15 protein-coding genes, 1 tRNA gene and 4 pseudogenes are annotated in these 15,324 nt (G+C 68.4%); 9 read left to right on the top strand and 11 right to left on the bottom strand.

Annotation, left to right across the window (positions count from 1 at the left end; genetic code table 11):
* Nucleotides 1–34 precede the first annotated feature (34 nt).
* Nucleotides 35–319, top strand: a pseudogene (locus tag KSF81_RS17645) (ATP-binding protein); the annotation flags it as partial.
* Between the two features lie 405 nt (nt 320–724).
* On the top strand, nt 725–1,732 hold the full coding sequence (locus KSF81_RS17640; protein ID WP_217380095.1) for an NAD(P)-dependent oxidoreductase: 1,008 nt from the start codon (nt 725–727) through the stop codon (nt 1,730–1,732).
* A 19-nt stretch (nt 1,733–1,751) separates the two neighbouring features.
* Here the strand turns inward: KSF81_RS17640 and ruvX are convergent, their stop codons facing one another.
* Nucleotides 1,752–2,213 (bottom strand): Holliday junction resolvase RuvX, encoded by a 462-nt coding sequence (ruvX, locus tag KSF81_RS17635; protein WP_217380094.1) that lies wholly within the window; start codon nt 2,211–2,213, stop codon nt 1,752–1,754.
* A 45-nt stretch (nt 2,214–2,258) separates the two neighbouring features.
* Between ruvX and gatC the strand changes: the two genes are divergently transcribed.
* The 3 genes and pseudogenes from gatC (at nt 2,259) to gatB (ending at nt 5,482) form a co-directional block, all read left to right on the top strand.
* Nucleotides 2,259–2,546 (top strand): Asp-tRNA(Asn)/Glu-tRNA(Gln) amidotransferase subunit GatC, encoded by a 288-nt coding sequence (gene gatC / locus KSF81_RS17630; RefSeq protein WP_217380093.1) that lies wholly within the window; start codon nt 2,259–2,261, stop codon nt 2,544–2,546.
* Nucleotides 2,546–4,033: an Asp-tRNA(Asn)/Glu-tRNA(Gln) amidotransferase subunit GatA gene (gene gatA, locus KSF81_RS17625; RefSeq protein WP_217380092.1), complete on the top strand. Its 1,488-nt coding sequence runs from the start codon at nt 2,546–2,548 to the stop codon at nt 4,031–4,033. The genes gatC and gatA overlap by 1 nt, the downstream gene beginning before the upstream one ends.
* Nucleotides 4,030–5,482 (top strand): annotated as a pseudogene (gatB, locus tag KSF81_RS17620) (Asp-tRNA(Asn)/Glu-tRNA(Gln) amidotransferase subunit GatB). Before gatA ends, gatB begins: the two are co-directional and overlap by 4 nt.
* Before the next feature lie 114 nt (nt 5,483–5,596).
* On the opposite strand, the gene KSF81_RS17615 reads toward gatB, so the two are convergent.
* Nucleotides 5,597–5,875 carry an NINE protein gene (locus KSF81_RS17615; RefSeq protein WP_217380091.1) on the bottom strand — a complete coding sequence of 93 codons (279 nt, stop codon included), beginning with the start codon at nt 5,873–5,875 and terminating at the stop codon, nt 5,597–5,599.
* Nucleotides 5,876–6,106: 231 nt separating this feature from the next.
* Between KSF81_RS17615 and KSF81_RS17610 the strand changes: the two genes are divergently transcribed.
* Nucleotides 6,107–6,736: a glutathione S-transferase family protein gene (locus KSF81_RS17610; protein WP_217380090.1), complete on the top strand. Its 630-nt coding sequence runs from the start codon at nt 6,107–6,109 to the stop codon at nt 6,734–6,736.
* Between the two features lie 91 nt (nt 6,737–6,827).
* Nucleotides 6,828–6,921: transfer RNA gene (locus KSF81_RS17605), tRNA-Ser, on the top strand.
* A 182-nt stretch (nt 6,922–7,103) separates the two neighbouring features.
* Here the strand turns inward: KSF81_RS17605 and KSF81_RS17600 are convergent.
* The 8 genes and pseudogenes from KSF81_RS17600 to KSF81_RS17570 all read right to left on the bottom strand — a co-directional run.
* The gene (locus KSF81_RS17600; protein WP_217380089.1) at nt 7,104–8,264 is read right to left on the bottom strand and encodes a tyrosine-type recombinase/integrase; all 1,161 of its coding nucleotides are present in this window, start codon (nt 8,262–8,264) and stop codon (nt 7,104–7,106) included.
* Between the two features lie 116 nt (nt 8,265–8,380).
* Nucleotides 8,381–8,530: pseudogene (locus tag KSF81_RS32265) on the bottom strand (helix-turn-helix domain-containing protein); the annotation flags it as partial.
* Between the two features lie 713 nt (nt 8,531–9,243).
* Entirely contained in the window at nt 9,244–9,876 is a 633-nt protein-coding gene (locus KSF81_RS17595) for a DNA-primase RepB domain-containing protein (RefSeq protein ID WP_217380088.1), read from the bottom strand.
* The gene (locus tag KSF81_RS17590; protein WP_217380087.1) at nt 9,873–10,448 is read right to left on the bottom strand and encodes a hypothetical protein; all 576 of its coding nucleotides are present in this window, start codon (nt 10,446–10,448) and stop codon (nt 9,873–9,875) included. Before KSF81_RS17590 ends, KSF81_RS17595 begins: the two co-directional genes overlap by 4 nt.
* A gap of 216 nt (nt 10,449–10,664) precedes the next feature.
* Nucleotides 10,665–10,886 carry a hypothetical protein gene (locus KSF81_RS17585; RefSeq protein WP_217380086.1) on the bottom strand — a complete coding sequence of 74 codons (222 nt, stop codon included), beginning with the start codon at nt 10,884–10,886 and terminating at the stop codon, nt 10,665–10,667.
* A gap of 252 nt (nt 10,887–11,138) precedes the next feature.
* Nucleotides 11,139–11,816, bottom strand: coding sequence for an RNA polymerase sigma factor (locus KSF81_RS17580; protein ID WP_217380085.1), 678 nt, complete (start codon nt 11,814–11,816; stop codon nt 11,139–11,141).
* Nucleotides 11,817–11,915: 99 nt separating this feature from the next.
* Nucleotides 11,916–12,590 carry a hypothetical protein gene (locus KSF81_RS17575; protein ID WP_217380084.1) on the bottom strand — a complete coding sequence of 225 codons (675 nt, stop codon included), beginning with the start codon at nt 12,588–12,590 and terminating at the stop codon, nt 11,916–11,918.
* Between the two features lie 1,210 nt (nt 12,591–13,800).
* A pseudogene (locus tag KSF81_RS17570) lies at nt 13,801–14,112 on the bottom strand (transposase); the annotation flags it as partial.
* A 268-nt stretch (nt 14,113–14,380) separates the two neighbouring features.
* Here KSF81_RS17570 and KSF81_RS17565 point away from each other — a divergent pair.
* Nucleotides 14,381–14,812 carry a recombinase family protein gene (locus tag KSF81_RS17565; RefSeq protein ID WP_217380083.1) on the top strand — a complete coding sequence of 144 codons (432 nt, stop codon included), beginning with the start codon at nt 14,381–14,383 and terminating at the stop codon, nt 14,810–14,812.
* Here the strand turns inward: KSF81_RS17565 and KSF81_RS17560 are convergent.
* A complete protein-coding gene (locus KSF81_RS17560) occupies nt 14,779–14,979 on the bottom strand; it encodes a hypothetical protein (protein ID WP_217380082.1) in 201 nt (66 codons plus the stop codon). The genes KSF81_RS17565 and KSF81_RS17560 overlap by 34 nt on opposite strands.
* A gap of 57 nt (nt 14,980–15,036) precedes the next feature.
* Here KSF81_RS17560 and KSF81_RS17555 point away from each other — a divergent pair, with 57 nt between their 5' ends.
* A complete protein-coding gene (locus tag KSF81_RS17555; protein WP_217380081.1) occupies nt 15,037–15,321 on the top strand; it encodes a hypothetical protein in 285 nt (94 codons plus the stop codon).
* Nucleotides 15,322–15,324: the final 3 nt, after the last annotated feature.

Raw genomic sequence — 15,324 nt, 5'->3', positions numbered from 1 at the left:
CCTGCGGAAGAGCCACCGAGACGGGGCAAACCCAGAGTTGCTGTTCGAGGTGTTCAGCCAGCGCTACGAATACGGCTCCACCATCGTCACCTCAAACCTGCCGTTCGAGGAATGGACTACGGTGCTCGGCTCGGAGCGTCTCACCGGCGCCTTGCTCGACCGGCTCACCCACCATGTCCATATCCTGAGCATGAACGGCGAGAGTTACCGCCTGGCCCAGTCCACCGCCCGGCGCCGCCCGCCGGCCAAGACAGCACCAGCCGACGCCGCTGCAGGTCAGCAAATGGACCGCGACACCGGCGAGATCCTGCCCAGCTAACCACCGAAGGATCCAGCCACAGACCTCGCCGGGCCCCGATCGGGGCCCGGCGAGGTCTGCTGCCGCTCCGCCATCAATGGCCTGGTTTTACTCCGCCGCGCTGGCCTGGTTTTGCTCCGCCGTTGACAGTTGTCGTCCATCCGCCCGGCCAGGACGGTGGACCGCCCGGCATCGAGCTGGCCGGGGACCTTCTCGCCATGCTCCACGCAGGCGGGGTCAGCCGACCCCAGGACCCGTTGAGCACCAACCTTCTCAGCACCTTCACCAGTTCGGTAAAGGCGGGTATGGGAGCATGAATCTGCCCTGCGAACCAAGAGCTGCGGCGGATTGGCGTTCATGCCTGAACGCCAATCCGCCGCAGCCTCCGCGAAACCGAGAGGAACAGATGACAGGCAGGATCGGGCGATGAGCAACCGGCTGCGGGTCTACCTCACCCATACCGGGGATGCCCTCGCGAATTATTATGGCGAGCGGGCGCTCGCGGCGCTGCGGCAGGTGGCGGAAGTCCGGCTGAACGGGACCGGGCGGCACCTGGCGGGCCGCGAATTGGCCGAGGCCGCGGCCGGCTGCCAGGCCATCATCTCCTACCGGCAATCACCGGGCGAGGCCGCCACCTTCGCGGAGGCGCCCGACCTCGTTGCCTTCCTGCGCTGCGCCGTGGATATCCGCAACATCGATCTCACCGCCGCCAGCGCGGCCGGCGTGCTGGTGACGCAGGCAACGCCCGGCTTCATCCCCTCGGTCGCCGAACTGGTGCTCGGAATGATGGTGGATCTGGCGCGGGGCGTCGGCGCGGCCGCCGCCAGCTATCATCGTGGCACCGTGCCGGAAGCGCGGATGGGCCGGCAGCTTGCGGGCGCAACGCTGGGCATCATCGGCTATGGCGCGATCGGGCGCTATCTGGCGCCGCTTGGCCTGGCGCTCGGGATGCGGGTGCTGGTGGCGGACCCGCATGTGCGGCCAGAGGACGCGCGGCTCCAGCATGTTCCATTGCCGGAACTGCTGGCCGGCAGCGATGTCGTGGTCTGCCTCGCCGTGGCGACGGCGGAGACGGAAAACCTGATGGATGCGGCCGCCTTCGCCCGCATGAAGCCGGGCGCCCTCTTCGTGAACCCCTCGCGCGGCAACCTGGTGGATGAGGCGGCGCTGCTGGCGGCGCTGGAATCAGGCCATCTGGCCGGCGCCGCCATGGATGTGGGCCGTGCCCCGGACCAGATGCCCTCGCCGGCGCTCGCGGCGCATCCGAAGGTGATCGCCACGCCGCATATCGGTGGGCTGACGCCCGAGGCCATCGAGCACCAGGCCATGGACACGGTGCGCCAAGTGACGGCGCTGGCGGAAGGCCGGCTGCCGGATCATGCCGTGAATCCTGCGGCGGCGCATCGGCTGGCCCGGCTCGGCATCCGCGCCTGAGCAGGGGTGGGGCGCCGCGTCACCGGCTGGCGTCCAGCGCCGCCTGCAACATATAGGCCGCTGCCGCCCGGTCCACGCTCTGCGCCCGCTTTGCCCGGCTGAGATCCGCCTCGCCCACCAGCATCCGGTTCACCGCGGCGCTGGAGAGGCGCTCATCCCAGAGCGCCGCCGCCAGGCCGGTGGCCTCGGACAGCGCCATGGCCCAGTCCTTGGCCGCCTGCGCGGCCGGGCCGAAGGACCCGTCCATGCCGAGCGGCAGCCCTACCACCAGGCCCCCGGCCCCCTCCTTGCGGGCGATGGCCAGAACCTCCGCCGCATTGACCCGCAGCTTGCCGCGCGTAAGTGAGCCATAGGGGGTCGCCAGCATCAGCAGCACATCGGACAGCGCCAGGCCGATTGTTTTTGAGCCCGGATCAAGGCCGATCAGCCGCTGGCCGCGCGGCAGGGCGGAACGGAGGGCGCCTATGTTGAACAGGGGCATGGGCGCCGTTATAGCCCTATCCGCAGCAGACCACGGAAGTGCCGCATGTCCCTCGATACCGCCACGGTGAGGCGCATCGCCTCGCTCGCCCGCATCCGCATGGGGGAGGAGGAGGTCGGCCGCATGCAGGCCGAACTCAACGGCATCCTCGGCTGGATCGAGCAATTGCAGGCGGTGCCGACCGAGGGCGTCGAGCCCATGGCCGGGGCCGGGGCCGTAGCGCTCCGGCTGCGGGAGGATGTCGTGACCGATGGCGGCATCCGGGAAGCGGTGCTGGCCAATGCGCCGGACCCCGAGGGCGAGTATTTCGGCGTGCCGAAGGTGGTCGAGTGATGCATCCGACCGATTTCACCCTGCGCGGTGCCGCCGAGGCCCTGTCCGAGGGCGCCATCAGCGCGGTCGAACTGACCCGGGCGCATCTCGATGCCATCGAGGCGCTGAACCCGCGCCTCAACGCCTATGTCACGGTGGCCGCGGACCAAGCCCTGGACCAGGCCCGCGCCAGCGACGAGAGGCGGGCGCGGGGCGAGGCGGGGCCGCTGGAGGGCCTGCCGCTCGGCATCAAGGATCTCTTCTGCACCAAGGGCCTGCGGACCACGGCCGGCAGCCGCATCCTCGGCAATTTCGTGCCGCCCTATGAGAGCACCGTCTCCGCCAACCTGTTGCGGGACGGGGCGGTGTTCCTGGGCAAGCTCAATCTCGACGAATTCGCCATGGGCTCCTCCAATACCAGCTCGGCCTTCGGGCCGGTGGAGAATCCCTGGAGCCGCCGGAACCACCCGGATACGCGGCTGGTGCCGGGCGGGTCTTCCGGCGGCTCGGCCGCGGCGGTGGCGGCCCGGCTGGCACTGGGGGCGACGGCGACCGATACCGGCGGCTCCATCCGCCAGCCGGCGGCTTTCTGCGGCATCGCCGGCATCAAGCCGACCTATGGGCGATGCAGCCGCTACGGGATCGTGGCCTTTGCCAGCAGCCTCGACCAGGCCGGGCCGGTGGCGCGCACGGTGGAGGATTGCGCCTTGCTGCTGCGAAGCATGAGCGGCTTCGACCCCAAGGACAGCACCAGCGCCGATATGCCCGTGCCGGACTTCGCCGCGGCCTGCGGGCGTTCCATGAAAGGGCTCCGCATCGGGGTGCCGAAGGAGTACCGGCTGGAGGGAATGCCACACGAGATCGAGGCACTGTGGCAGCAGGGGCTGGAGTGGCTGCGCGAGGCCGGCGCCGAGACGGTGGAGATCAGCCTGCCGCACACGAAATACGCGCTGCCGACCTATTACATCGTGGCTCCGGCCGAGGCTTCCTCGAACCTCGCGCGCTATGACGGCGTACGCTACGGCCTGCGGGTCGAGGAGCGGGACGGCGACCTGAAGGACCTGTACGAGCGCACCCGCGCCGAGGGATTCGGGGCGGAGGTGAAGCGGCGGATCATGATCGGCACCTACGTGCTCTCGCACGGCTATTACGATGCCTATTACCTGAAGGCGCAGAAGGTGCGGGCGCTGATCAAGCGCGATTTCGACGAGGCTTTCGGCAGGGTGGACGCCATCGTGACGCCGGCGACGCCCTCCGCCGCCTTCGGCATGCATGAGAAGACCGATGATCCGGTGACCATGTACCTGAACGACGTCTTCACGGTGACCGCGAATCTGGCGGGTTTGCCGGGGCTCGCGGTGCCGGCGGGGCTGGATGCGCAGGGGCTGCCGCTGGGCTTGCAGGTGATCGGCCGAGCCTTCGATGAGGAGACGGTCTTCGCGGTGGGTGCGGCGCTGGAACGGGCGGCAGATTTCACGGCGCTGCCAAGCGTGAGGGCAGGCGCATGAGCTACACGATCGAGGGCCGCACCGGCCCCTGGGAACTCGTCATTGGCCTTGAGGTCCATGCCCAGGTCATCAGCCAAGCCAAGCTGTTCAGCGGCGCCGCCACCGCCTTCGGCGCCGGGCCGAATACCCAGGTCAGCTTCGTCGATGCCGGCTTCCCCGGCATGCTGCCGGTGATCAACGGCGAATGCGTGGCGCAGGCGGTGCGGACGGGGCTCGGCCTCAATGCGCAGATCAACCTGTGGTCCCGCTTCGACCGCAAGAACTACTTCTATGCCGACCTGCCGCAGGGCTACCAGATCAGCCAATTCGCGCATCCGATCGTCGGCACCGGCGTCATCGGGATCGAGCTGGCCGATGGCAGCAGCAAGGAGATCGGCATCACCCGCCTGCATCTGGAGCAGGATGCCGGGAAGTCCCTGCACGACCAGCACCCGACGAAGAGCTTCATCGACCTCAACCGCTCCGGCGTCGCGCTGATGGAGATCGTCTCCGAGCCGGATATGCGGAGCCCCGAGGAGGCCGGCGCCTACCTCACCAAGCTGCGGCAGATCCTGCGCTATCTCGGCACCTGCGACGGCAACATGGACGAGGGCTCCATGCGGGCCGATGTCAATGTCTCGGTCCGCAAGGCGGGGGAGGGGTATCGCACGCGCTGCGAGGTGAAGAACGTCAATTCCATCCGCTTCGTCATGCAGGCGGTGGAGGCGGAGGCCCGCCGCCAGATCGAGATCTGGGAGGAGGGCGGCGAGGTGCACCAGGAAACCCGCCTCTTCGACACTGGCCGGGGCGTGACGCGGAGCATGCGCAGCAAGGAAGACGCGCATGACTACCGCTACTTCCCGGACCCGGACCTGCCGCCGCTGGTGCTCGATGCCGCCTGGGTGGAGGAGCTGCGCGCGGCACTGCCGGAACTGCCGGATGCCAGGCGTGCGCGGTACGTCGCCGAATACGGGCTATCGGCCTATGACGCGCATGTGCTGGTGCTGGAGAAGGAAACCGCCGCCTATTACGAGGCGGTGGCCGCCGGGCGCGACCCGAAGCTCGCCGCCAATTGGGTGATGGGCGACCTCTTCGCGGCGCTGAACCGCACCAGGCGGGACATTGCCGATTCTGCCGGTCTCGGCCCGCGATCTCGGCGCGCTGCTGGACCTGATGCAGGACGGCACCCTCTCCGGCAAGCTGGCCAAGGAGGTCTTCGAGGCGATGGTGGAAACCGGCCAGGCGCCCGGCGCCATCGTCGCGGAACGCGGCCTCCGCCAGGTCACCGACAGCGGCGCGATCGAGGCGGTGGTGGATCAGGTGCTGGCCGCCAATGCCGGCAAGGTGGCCGAATACAAATCCGGCAAGGACAAGCTCTTCGGTTTCTTCGTCGGCCAAGTGATGAAGACCATGCAGGGCAAGGGCAACCCGGCGCTGGTGAACGAGGTCATCAAGCGGAAGCTGGCCTGAGGCGGCCTGATGACCGCAGGGCCGCATGGCCCGGAGGTCTGAATCGGGCCGAAGATACAAGGCCGGCCGATGCGGCAGCCCCCCGGGGGTGGGGGCCGCCGCGCCGGGCTGGCTTCAGGCGGGTTGCAGCAGGCCCTGGTTGGTTTCCTTCGCCATGCCGGGGATCAGCAGCGCATCGGCCAGCGCCCAGGTGCCGGTGGTGACGAAGCCGAGCAGGCCGAGGCCGCTCCAGATCAGCGGCACCGAGACCAGGGTGATCGCGGCCATGCCGGCCGCACTCAGGCCGCGGCCGAGATACAGCCGATGCACCCCGAACAGGCCGAACAGCGCCCATAGCAGATAGGCCAGCCCCACCGACTTGTGGTGGGCGGCTGGCGAGATGACGGCATCCATACGCACTTCCCCCCTTGCGGTGGCCCGCGCTGCCGGAAGCGGTGCTTCCGGCCCCTCAGCGCCCCCACCGCGCCCTGCAAAAATGCAACGGTGGCAGTGCATTGGGAAGCTGTTTCGGAGGAATGCATCGCGAAGCCGCGGGCGCGTGGCTGCGCCGCCACGCTGTGGCCCGCTCGCCTCGCCGGCGCGGCTCCGCTAGCCTCGCACCAGGAGACGCAACCGGAGCCTGTGATGATCGAACTCCATACCTGGAATACCCCGAACGGCCGCAAGATCAGCGTCGCGCTGGAGGAGATGGGCCTGCCCTACAGCGTGCGGACGGTGAATATCGGGAAGAACGAGCAGTTCCAGCCGGACTTCCTGAAGATCAGCCCGAACAACCGCATCCCGGCCATCATCGACCCGGAGGGGCCGGACGGGCAGCCGATCAGCATCTTCGAAAGCGGCGCCATCCTGCTGTATCTCGGCGAGAAGACCGGGCGCTTCCTGCCGCGCGACCTGCGCGCCCGGGTGCCGGTCTATGAGTGGCTGATGTGGCAGATGGGCGGCTTCGGCCCCATGCCCGGCCAGGTGCACCACTTCCTGCAGGTGGAGAGCCCCGAGGACCGGCGCTATGGCCTGGAACGCTACAGCAAGGAAACCCGGCGCCTCTACGGCGTGCTGGACCGGCGGCTGGAGGGGCGGGATTTCGTGGCCACCGCGGGCGAGCCGAGTGTCGCCGATTTCGCCATCCTCGGCTGGGCCTGGCGGCATGAGCGCCACCAGGTGGATCTGGCGGAGTTCCCGAATGTCCGCCGCTGGTACCAGGCGCTGATGGCGCGGCCGGCGACCCAGCGCGGCTTCGAAGTGGCGCTGTCCTGAGAGGCCGGGAGGGGCGCAAGGGAGGTTTGACGCCTTGCGCCCCCGCCTGTATGAGGCGCTCTCGCATACGTCGTGAGCCTGTCATTCCTGCGGAGGGGTGGCCGAGTGGCTGAAGGCGACGGTTTGCTAAACCGTTATAGGGGGGTCAACCTCTATCGTGGGTTCGAATCCCATCCCCTCCGCCATTCCAATGACTTACGAAAGTCATCCACAGGGGCCATTTAACGGTTTTCCGGCCACTGTGCCGACCTTTGTGCCGACCCCTCTCCGACGTGTGCCACTGTTCGGACACCGAATCGCTGCTGCTGGCACGGATCTGGTCCACATACCGAGGCACCGGTCCTGCTCTGACCGGGACCGGAAGTCGTCACGCCCGCCGCTGCAGCATGATGTCGGCCAGCGGGGGTAGCGACCCGAACAGGTTCGGATCCCGGGTATAACGCCGCTGGGCACCTTCACCACGAAGAAAGCGTGTATAGACCTCGGTGGTCCGCACGCTCGAATGGCCCAGATGCTCCATCAGCCGGTAGATGCAGGTCGGGTCATCGGTCAGGGACGCGATGGCGAAGGCATGTCTCAGGTCATGCAGACGGAACCTGGCCAATTCGACGGGTGCCCGACCCTGTGCTGCAGCCTCCCGGTTCTCCCGTCCCTGCCGTTGTCGGCGCCACTGTCCATAGCGGGTGCTGACCACGGCGCTGTCGAGCGAGAGGCTGGGGAACAGGCGCCCCCTGAGCGGCAGCCGAGGCAACATGTCGGCGGCCCGGCCGAGGTCGATGGTCCGCGTCTTCAGGCCATGGCTGTTGCGCTTCACCCCACGGCGTAGGGTGGCATGCCGGCCGTCCGGGTGGATGTCGCCGCGTTCGATGGCTAAGCCTTCAGCGAGGCGCATGCCGGTCTCCCGTAGCCACCGGATCAGGTCGGCTATGTCCTCGGACCAGGTTGCCACCTCTTCGAACAGCGCCTGTACCTCCGCATCGACGGGTGGATTGAGCAGGTCGGCATCGCGGCCAATGTATGTCTTGCGGTCGAAGTTGCGGGCTGGGTTGATCTCGATCCAGCCAAGGGTTGCGGCGACGCTCAGCACCCGGGACCAGGCGGTGAGGTCGTTGCGGATGGTGCTCGATGACAGGTCGTCCTCCCGGCGTGCAATGACGAAGTCGAGCACCGTCGCCGTGGTGATCTCGGTCAACACTGTGCCCTCGAGGGTCTCGCTGAGTTGGATGAGGCTGGTTTCGTAGCGGGCCGCCGTCCTCGCCGACAGCGAGCCACTCCGCACCAGCGTTTCCTGTATAGCCAGATATGCCTCGACGGCATCCTCCCACTTGTGGATCGGCTCGGGACCGCGCCCCTCGCGCTGGGCGGCGGCGTCCCTCAGGAGCCGGTCCCGCGCCCGCCGCGCCGCTTTAACATCAGTCGTCCGTAGCGAAACGCGCTGCTCGATGCCGGCGAGGACATAGCGGCACCACCAGGTTTCGCCACGCCGGTAGAGGTTGTGGTCGGGGTCGGGCTTCTTGGGCTTCGGCATAGCCGGGTTTGCTCGTTCACGTTCTGGAGCCAGCCGCGAGGCTCCGCGCCACCTAGGGGCGGGCGGGCCGGACAGGGCTCCTCAGGTTGGAGGTGCTGGTTGGAGTTCTGTTCGAGGTATCGGCAGATCGCGCCGACGGTGGTGGTCCAGGTCCGGCCGACCCGGCTACCGGGCAGGCGGCCGTCGGCAAGGAGCGCCTGGACCATGCGTACCGAGACGCCGAGGAGGGTGGCAGCCTGGGCGGTCCGGATGCGCGGCTCGGGCATCTGGCCCGCGGCTACGCTGCCAGAAAGCCCGTGCTGAGGTGGGGTCGGCCCACTGTCACTGGCCGGAAGAGCGTCATGACCACACTGCGCAATGCGGTCGGCCTGCATGCAGGACATAGGGGATGGTCCGACCGCCCGTCGTGGGTTCCGGCACACCGGAGCCTCTCTTCGGATGCAGCCCACCTCCGGCAGCACGAAGGCGGGTGCATCCGTTCAACGGATGTCACTCCCGCGCCTTCTGACGCTGCCGACAACCCGGGCTGCGCATGCCTCGGCGAGGCCGGGCATGTCCGCGGGGTGTCGTAGATTCCTGTTACACCGACGCTTCCGCCTTCCGCAATCTTGCGTGGGGGCTCATCAAAAGGTTCGTGGTGCCGGAGGGATCAGGGGCAGGACCGGACATAATGATTTCCACCGAACCGTCTTCCTTTCCCGGCCCAGCCGGGGGCCGCCCGTGATCAGCCGCGCTAGCAATCGATGATGCAGCAGCGCGGGCCGTGCGCATCGCGTAGTCGCGCGCCGCATTCGCGAGCATGCCGCGCGCTCGCTCGCCCGCGAGGACGACGCGCGCGGCGGCGGCAGCCTCGCCGCCACGGGCCAGGATCCTGCGGGCCATGGCGTAGTCAGCCCGGGAGCGGTCGATTCGAGCGCCGGCCGGAAGCGCAGCGGCGAGCCATCGCCGCGCCGCTGTGGCCTCCCGCATGGCCCAGGGGTCATTTCCCGCGGGGACGCTGAGCGGTGCCGGACCGGGATCCCGGACGTGGCGGGCTGCCTCGGCCAGCAGCGCAGGGCCGGCAGGATCGACGCCCGGGCCAGCCTGGCGGAGCAGCACAAAGGGGGGCGGTGCCGTCGCCTCGCCGGTACTTTTCTTTTTGATTCGTAGTGCCGGCGAGCCGCCCCAGCTGCTGCGCGCTGGCCGCGCCCAGGTCGCCGCCAAAGCGGCGCGCCAGCAACCGTGCGGCGGCCGCCGCGAGCGGAGCGGGTATCTCCTCCGCCGATAGCGTGATCCAGGCCTGGTAATTTGCCTTTGATGTTTCGACGATCGCGGCAGCAGTGTGCGTAGCGGTGAGCTCGGCCACGGCATCCGGGCAGAGGTCGTCGACCAGGACGTGACGGTTGGCGAGCGGGCGGCAATAGACATGGCAGCCCGCCGCATTGCGGGCCCGGATCCAGCCGAGCGCGGCCAGGAATCCGGCCGCATCGAACCGCCGGCACAGGGTCGGCCCCGGCTCGTCCGCCGGCACCAAGCGCAGGTCAAAGCTCGCGGCCGGCAGCGCAGCGAGCCACCGGTCGACAGCCAGGCGCGTGCGATCACGCGCCAAGGTGGCGGAGTGCGCCGCGCTCATGCCGCGACCTCCTCGCTGGAGTCACAGCGCATCCGGCGGAGTGCCGCCGGCCAGGAGCCGGCGGCAGGAGTGCGTCGGGTCATTCGCTGCCCGCCGAGGCCGGAGCCACGGAAAAAGGCGGTCGCGGCCGCGAGCGATCGCTCTCCAGTCTGGTTCGCGCCGAAGGCCAGCACGACTTCGCGCACCCCGGCCTCAATCAGATTGGCCGTGGTTTCGGCTGATGCGGCTGTCCAACAGCCGGCCAGGCCGACGTAGATGGTATCACGGCGCGCCCCGTCGAGTGCCCGGGCGCACAGGGCCGGCAGGGGGCCGCAGGCGAGAAGCAGGCGGGCGGGGACCGGGTCGAGGTGCCAAGACCGCACGCAGCCTTTGTGTAAGCCCGAAGGGTAGCCATAGCGCAGCGTGCCGTCGCGGCCGGGCGCGATGCGCTCCCAGCCCAGGGCAGTGCCGGCAGCATCACGGTGCAGCGCCAGCAGAGAATTGCCTTGCAGGCGCAGATCTTCGCCGAAGCCGATGAGGTCCGGATAGGATAGGCCGATCCGGTGGATCCAATGCGGAAGTGTGGAGGGCATAATCAGTTCCGAATGTCAGAATGTGGTGTGGCGTGCGGTGTCTCGACCGCGCCGGCACCATGCGGGCGAGCGCAGGCGCGGTGTTCGGCACCGTGGTGGAGTAGGAGAGCAGGTGTGATCCTGCCGTAATGGTCACGAGAGATGTGCGGGCCGGCGGTGGAGGCCGGCATCACGGACTTTCCGTGCCGGATCGGCGCAAATTGATCGGGCCGGCTGTCACGGATTACACAGACCTTCGTCCTTACTGATCAGCGAGGCGATGTCCGCCTCGGTGTCAGGAGGACTGAGATGCCTGGATTGCTGAAAATGCAGCGTCGTGCCGTGCTGATCGGGGAGGCGCCGCTGGTTGATGGGGCCGTCCCCTTCGCACCCGGCACGGCCACCCGAAGTGCGCTTGCCGCGCTGCTGAACGTGCCGGAGGCTGTGCTCGAGGAGCATGTCGAGCTCCGCAACGCGTTGGCGACCGCGCAGCCGCCGCGCGGCTGGGGCCGCGCCTTTGACCTAGCGGCCGCACGCCGTGCGATAGTGGCCATGCATGCCGCCACCGCATTCGGGGGGGGCCGATGTTGTGTTCCTCGGCTGGCGCGTGGCCGCTGTCGCGCGGCCCTGCTTGCGGCACCTTCCGCTGCTGCGGGGTGTATGGGGTACCGATGGGCGTGGTGGACGCGCAGCCTGGGTCCGGCATCCCGCCTACAAGGCTGCTAGCTTGGCAGAGATGCGCCGGGACTGGTTGGCGCTTGGGCTCGCCGCCTGAGCGCGGGAGTGTGCCGCATCGGGCTCATGCACTGCGGCGCGAAGCTCGCGCCGGGCCCGGGCGAGGGCCTGGCGGGCCGCTTCGCCCATGCGGTTCCGGTCCTGGATGGCGGCCAGCAGGACGGCCTGGCGGCGTGGGGCCAGGCTTCGCACCGCCCCCGCCACGGATTGCAGCATCTGGCGCGCGGTGGTCGTCCGCTCCGGGTCGGGCAGGGGATCGGCCACTGTCGGAAGCTCCTCGACGGCCTCGACTATCGGGCGACACCGGGCACGGCCCCGGAGATCGGCGGCAAGGTGGCGCAGGATGACCATCAACATCGGCACGAGGGCCCGCACGGTGTAGCCGGATGGCAGCCCGGCATCGGATCCATAGGCGATCCAGCAGCGGAGCAGGAGTTCCTGGCGCAGGTCGTCCGACCCCATGCCCAATCGAGCTAGGGTCCGCGGCAGCGCCGGATCTGTGGCGGTTGCCCTCGCTACGAGCCGAGTGGTCAGGGGGATGACGTCCGCATCGGCGTCCGCTCTCCGGGTAAAGGAGGCCGCAGCGAACAGAGACGCCGCGAGCAAAACCTTCGTATTTAACACGAGAATGTCTCCAGCCGGGAAGCCCGTCACGGCGTGGCATGCGGTCCTTCCCACCGCCGCCGCGTCCGACGGGCCGTCTCGGGCACCCGGTGCGCATTGGCAGCACCGGGTGCGGCTTGTGTCAGTGGGTCAGGAGATACGCGGCGCTGTACAGTCGATTGGCCGCCGCTCTGGCGCGCGCGCCACCCGCACGCGCCAGCTGCCGTCACCCACAGGCTCGACCTGATGCATGGCGCGGCGGAATAGCTCCTCGAGCGATCCGCCGCAGGCACGCAGTGCAGTGTGGGCGATCGAGGGCAGCGGCTCCAGCTCGATCGGCGCATGCACCACGGCGCAACCGGCCGCGGGCAGTTCAGCAACAGCAAGGCGATCGCCGCTCGGGCCGAGAATGAGACGGGCGCGGTCGAGACATGCGGCCTCACCGCCCGGGGCGCAGACCATGGCAGGACCATGCGCACCGAGGGGTGCGCCCCACAGCTGCCCCACGGCCATTGGCCATGGGGCGGTATCCTCGAGCATGCGCCACCACGAAATCAGTCGGGATGCCGTAGGCTCCTCAGCGTCGATGATCAGCGCAGCTCCGCCGGCCAAGGCACCGGACAAAAGGGGCTCGGATGTGCTTTCGGGTGGCATGCCCTCGCCGAGGGCCGCCATTGCGGCATTCCAGATGGCGGCGTTGGCGCAAGTGAAACGCTGGCGCGCAAAGCGGCGCGCGACCTTGCGGGTGAATGGGAGAGACAAGTCGTTCTGAGTATAACTCATTTCCATGGTTTCCGGATTGATATTTAGGCATCCAGGTTCCACGGTGGCCTCCTCATCCGGCCGCCACCGCGCACCCGGCACCCGAGTGACGGGGCGCGGTGGCGGCGGATGGGGAGGCTAATAAATGCGAATTCTCGCTGGCGCGGATCGCCTTCCATTGATGCTAGCCGGGAACGAAGCGGCGGGCCAGTCAAGCGCCTCCGCGGTTCCGGCCTGTAACGTCTACTGGTCCTGTCCCATGGCGTTTTCGAGTCGGTACCGGAGAGGTCGGCCACCCAGGGTCGGGGCCAACCGTTCGAATCTCCTCCGGTGCTCCAGTCGGTCCTTCCCAGAACATTCTCCACAGTACCGGCGCCGCGCTGAGCCGCAGGTTTCCTGCGGTTTTCGGCAGACACCTTGAGGGTGCGCCTCCGGAACGAGGGCGGGTTTTCTCTCCAAAGTGCCGGAGAATCTCCAAACCTTGAGGGTTGGCCGATTTACCCAACAAGGTCTAACGCCTTGTTTTTACAGCACCTCTGGCATGCCTTCCCGGCCGCAATTCAGCGTAATCACCATCCGACCAAAGAAACAGAGAACGGAGAACGTCGCTTCGGCCCCGAGCTAGTCCTGCGACCGGGTGAAGATTACTGCCGTCTCACAAGACCTCCCGTCAGCGCACTCCGGCCCAGAAATCGCCTGGCTCCTGCTGCAAGGGTGGCGGGGCGCCCTGCGGCATGGATGGCGCGGCCTGTGCCCGGCGGTGAGCTCCGGCGCCCGACGCAGGCAGGGGCGGCCGCGGCTTGTCCCAGTCCTTCGTAACTGCCCAGATATCGCCCGGCTCCTCGGTGAGGGTGCCGCGGCGGGCCGCAGCCGCCGCTGGAGCCTTCCGCGCGGCCGCCGCCTCGGTGTTTTCGGGCGCGCGGGCCTCACCGGACGTGATGCGCGCGCCTGTCGCTGAGTCCCCGGTGATCGGCGGAGAGCTAGGGCCGTAGCGCCCGGTCTGGCCGACACAGGACGCCAGGAATAGCGCAAAGGCAAGGATGAGCGGGCGGACAGGGATCATGGCGGGAGGTCTAGCACCGCCACAGCCAAGCATCACACGGTCAGAGGACTAGCCGCTCTTATTCGCCGGGCGGGATTGGCAGGGGCGCCCGCGGGCTGATTTGAGCGGCGGGCATGCGGCCGCATCCGCTTTCGGCGGTGTGGTTGGGCTCGGACGGGCGGCGTTGGAGGTTGCTGGACGAGAGACGTAGTGGGGCGCTGGCCCCCTTGGTCATGGCCCGGCCGGGTGGAAGCTGCGGGCGAGGCCGCGGAACAGCACTGCATGTGGGCAGGCTGCGGCGAAGGCGATGCGCACGCGGCTGGTGGTCTCGATGATCCGGCCCGCGATCTTGAGCAGGTGCAGCCTAAGGGTGGTGAACTCGGCGGCAGCCAACTCATGCGTCCTGGGGATCCGGTCGCGCAAGGTCAGCAGCAGCCAATAGGCGGCGGTGTGCAGGACCAGGCGGACCTGGTTGGCCAGGGGCGAGCGGCAGGACGTGCGGTCGGAGGCGAGCTGGGCCTTGTGCAATTTCACCAGGTTCTCCATCTACCCTCGTAGAGACGTCTGAAGAGCAATTTGCGGCGACGCAGCAGCCCCGGCTGGGGCGGGCGGCGTTTCTGGCGCTGGTCCATTGGATCGCGCGGCGCCGTGAGACAAGCTCCCCCAACGGCGGTCATGACCTGGACGAGGCTGCCGGCGCCAGCGCGCCGGCGGATTGCCGTGCTGCTCGGTCAGCTCGCCCGTCGGGCCCTGGCGGCCGCCCAAGAGGATCACGGCCATGACCGCCCTCCGTCCCGCGAGGAGGGGCGCGATGGCACTCTCCGAGAAGATTCAGGGCCGCCACCATGACCGCCTGGCCATTGTCTATGTCCGGCAATCCACACTCCGGCAGGTCGAGCAGAACCAGGAATCGACACGGCTGCAGTACGGGTTGGTCGAACGCGCCTTTCAGCTCGGCTGGGCCCGCGAACGCGTGGAGGTCATCGATGATGACCTGGGTCGCTCCGGCAGCACGGCGACGCACCGTCCAGGGTTCCAGCGCCTGGTAGCCGAAGTGGGTCTGGGCCATGTCGGGCTGGTCCTCGGCGTGGAGATGTCGCGCTTGGCGCGCTCGTGTCGGGACTGGCATCAGTTGCTGGAGATCTGTGCCCTATTCGGGACGCTTCTGGCGGACGCCGATGGCGTGTACGATCGGTCATGTTGGTGCCCTCATTTGCTCGCGTTCGGTGCGAAGTTGGGGTGATCGGCATTACCTGACTTCAGCGTCTGCAGGGCGGCTATGGTCTCCTCGGTGTCAGGAAACAGGTAGCGTTTCGCCGCGGCATCGCGGGCGATGACGATCGTCCCGTTCCAGATCCGGCGCTCGATCCAGCAGCGTGACACCTGCAGCCGCCTGGCCAGCTCGGCCATGGTGAGCCACCCCGGAATGTGTCGTGGATGCGTCCGGCTGGCACTTCGCAGAACCCGATGACGCTGGCGAAAGACCTGCACGGTCCGCGCCAGGACGTGGTTGCAGCGGGGCGAGCGGTAACCCTCCCCGGTCAAGACCTTGGCGACCTCTGCGTCAGTCAGGCCCTGGCGGGCCAGCTCGAGGATCCGCGTCTGCATTTCAGCGCCACGGGAGAGGGCATGCAGGGCATACACCCTCGGTTCGACCCGCTCTTCAGAAACCTCGCCACCTCGCCAGACAATGCGGATGTCAATACGCTCAGGAGTAAGCGCGGCGACGAGGCCCGTGTGGCTCGCGTTTGACGG

It is taken from the genome of Siccirubricoccus sp. G192, assembly GCF_019084075.1.
Taxonomy (GTDB): Bacteria; Pseudomonadota; Alphaproteobacteria; order Acetobacterales; family Acetobacteraceae; genus G192.
The sequence above is the reverse complement of the archived record's forward strand: the minus strand, read 5'-3'. Positions and strand labels throughout refer to the sequence as shown.

Bases quoted from the DNA above. Each gene is read 5' to 3' on its own strand.
- KSF81_RS17640 (WP_217380095.1), top strand. From the start codon at position 725: ATGAGCAACCGGCTGCGGGTCTACCTCACCCATACCGGGGATGCCCTC.
- ruvX (WP_217380094.1), bottom strand. From the start codon at position 2,213: ATGCCCCTGTTCAACATAGGCGCCCTCCGTTCCGCCCTGCCGCGCGGC.
- gatC (WP_217380093.1), top strand. From the start codon at position 2,259: ATGTCCCTCGATACCGCCACGGTGAGGCGCATCGCCTCGCTCGCCCGC.
- gatA (WP_217380092.1), top strand. From the start codon at position 2,546: ATGCATCCGACCGATTTCACCCTGCGCGGTGCCGCCGAGGCCCTGTCC.
- KSF81_RS17615 (WP_217380091.1), bottom strand. From the start codon at position 5,875: ATGGATGCCGTCATCTCGCCAGCCGCCCACCACAAGTCGGTGGGGCTG.
- KSF81_RS17610 (WP_217380090.1), top strand. From the start codon at position 6,107: ATGATCGAACTCCATACCTGGAATACCCCGAACGGCCGCAAGATCAGC.
- KSF81_RS17600 (WP_217380089.1), bottom strand. From the start codon at position 8,264: ATGCCGAAGCCCAAGAAGCCCGACCCCGACCACAACCTCTACCGGCGT.
- KSF81_RS17595 (WP_217380088.1), bottom strand. From the start codon at position 9,876: ATGAGCGCGGCGCACTCCGCCACCTTGGCGCGTGATCGCACGCGCCTG.
- KSF81_RS17590 (WP_217380087.1), bottom strand. From the start codon at position 10,448: ATGCCCTCCACACTTCCGCATTGGATCCACCGGATCGGCCTATCCTAT.
- KSF81_RS17585 (WP_217380086.1), bottom strand. From the start codon at position 10,886: ATGCTCCTCGAGCACAGCCTCCGGCACGTTCAGCAGCGCGGCAAGCGC.
- KSF81_RS17565 (WP_217380083.1), top strand. From the start codon at position 14,381: ATGGCACTCTCCGAGAAGATTCAGGGCCGCCACCATGACCGCCTGGCC.
- KSF81_RS17560 (WP_217380082.1), bottom strand. From the start codon at position 14,979: ATGGCCGAGCTGGCCAGGCGGCTGCAGGTGTCACGCTGCTGGATCGAG.
- KSF81_RS17555 (WP_217380081.1), top strand. From the start codon at position 15,037: ATGACGCTGGCGAAAGACCTGCACGGTCCGCGCCAGGACGTGGTTGCA.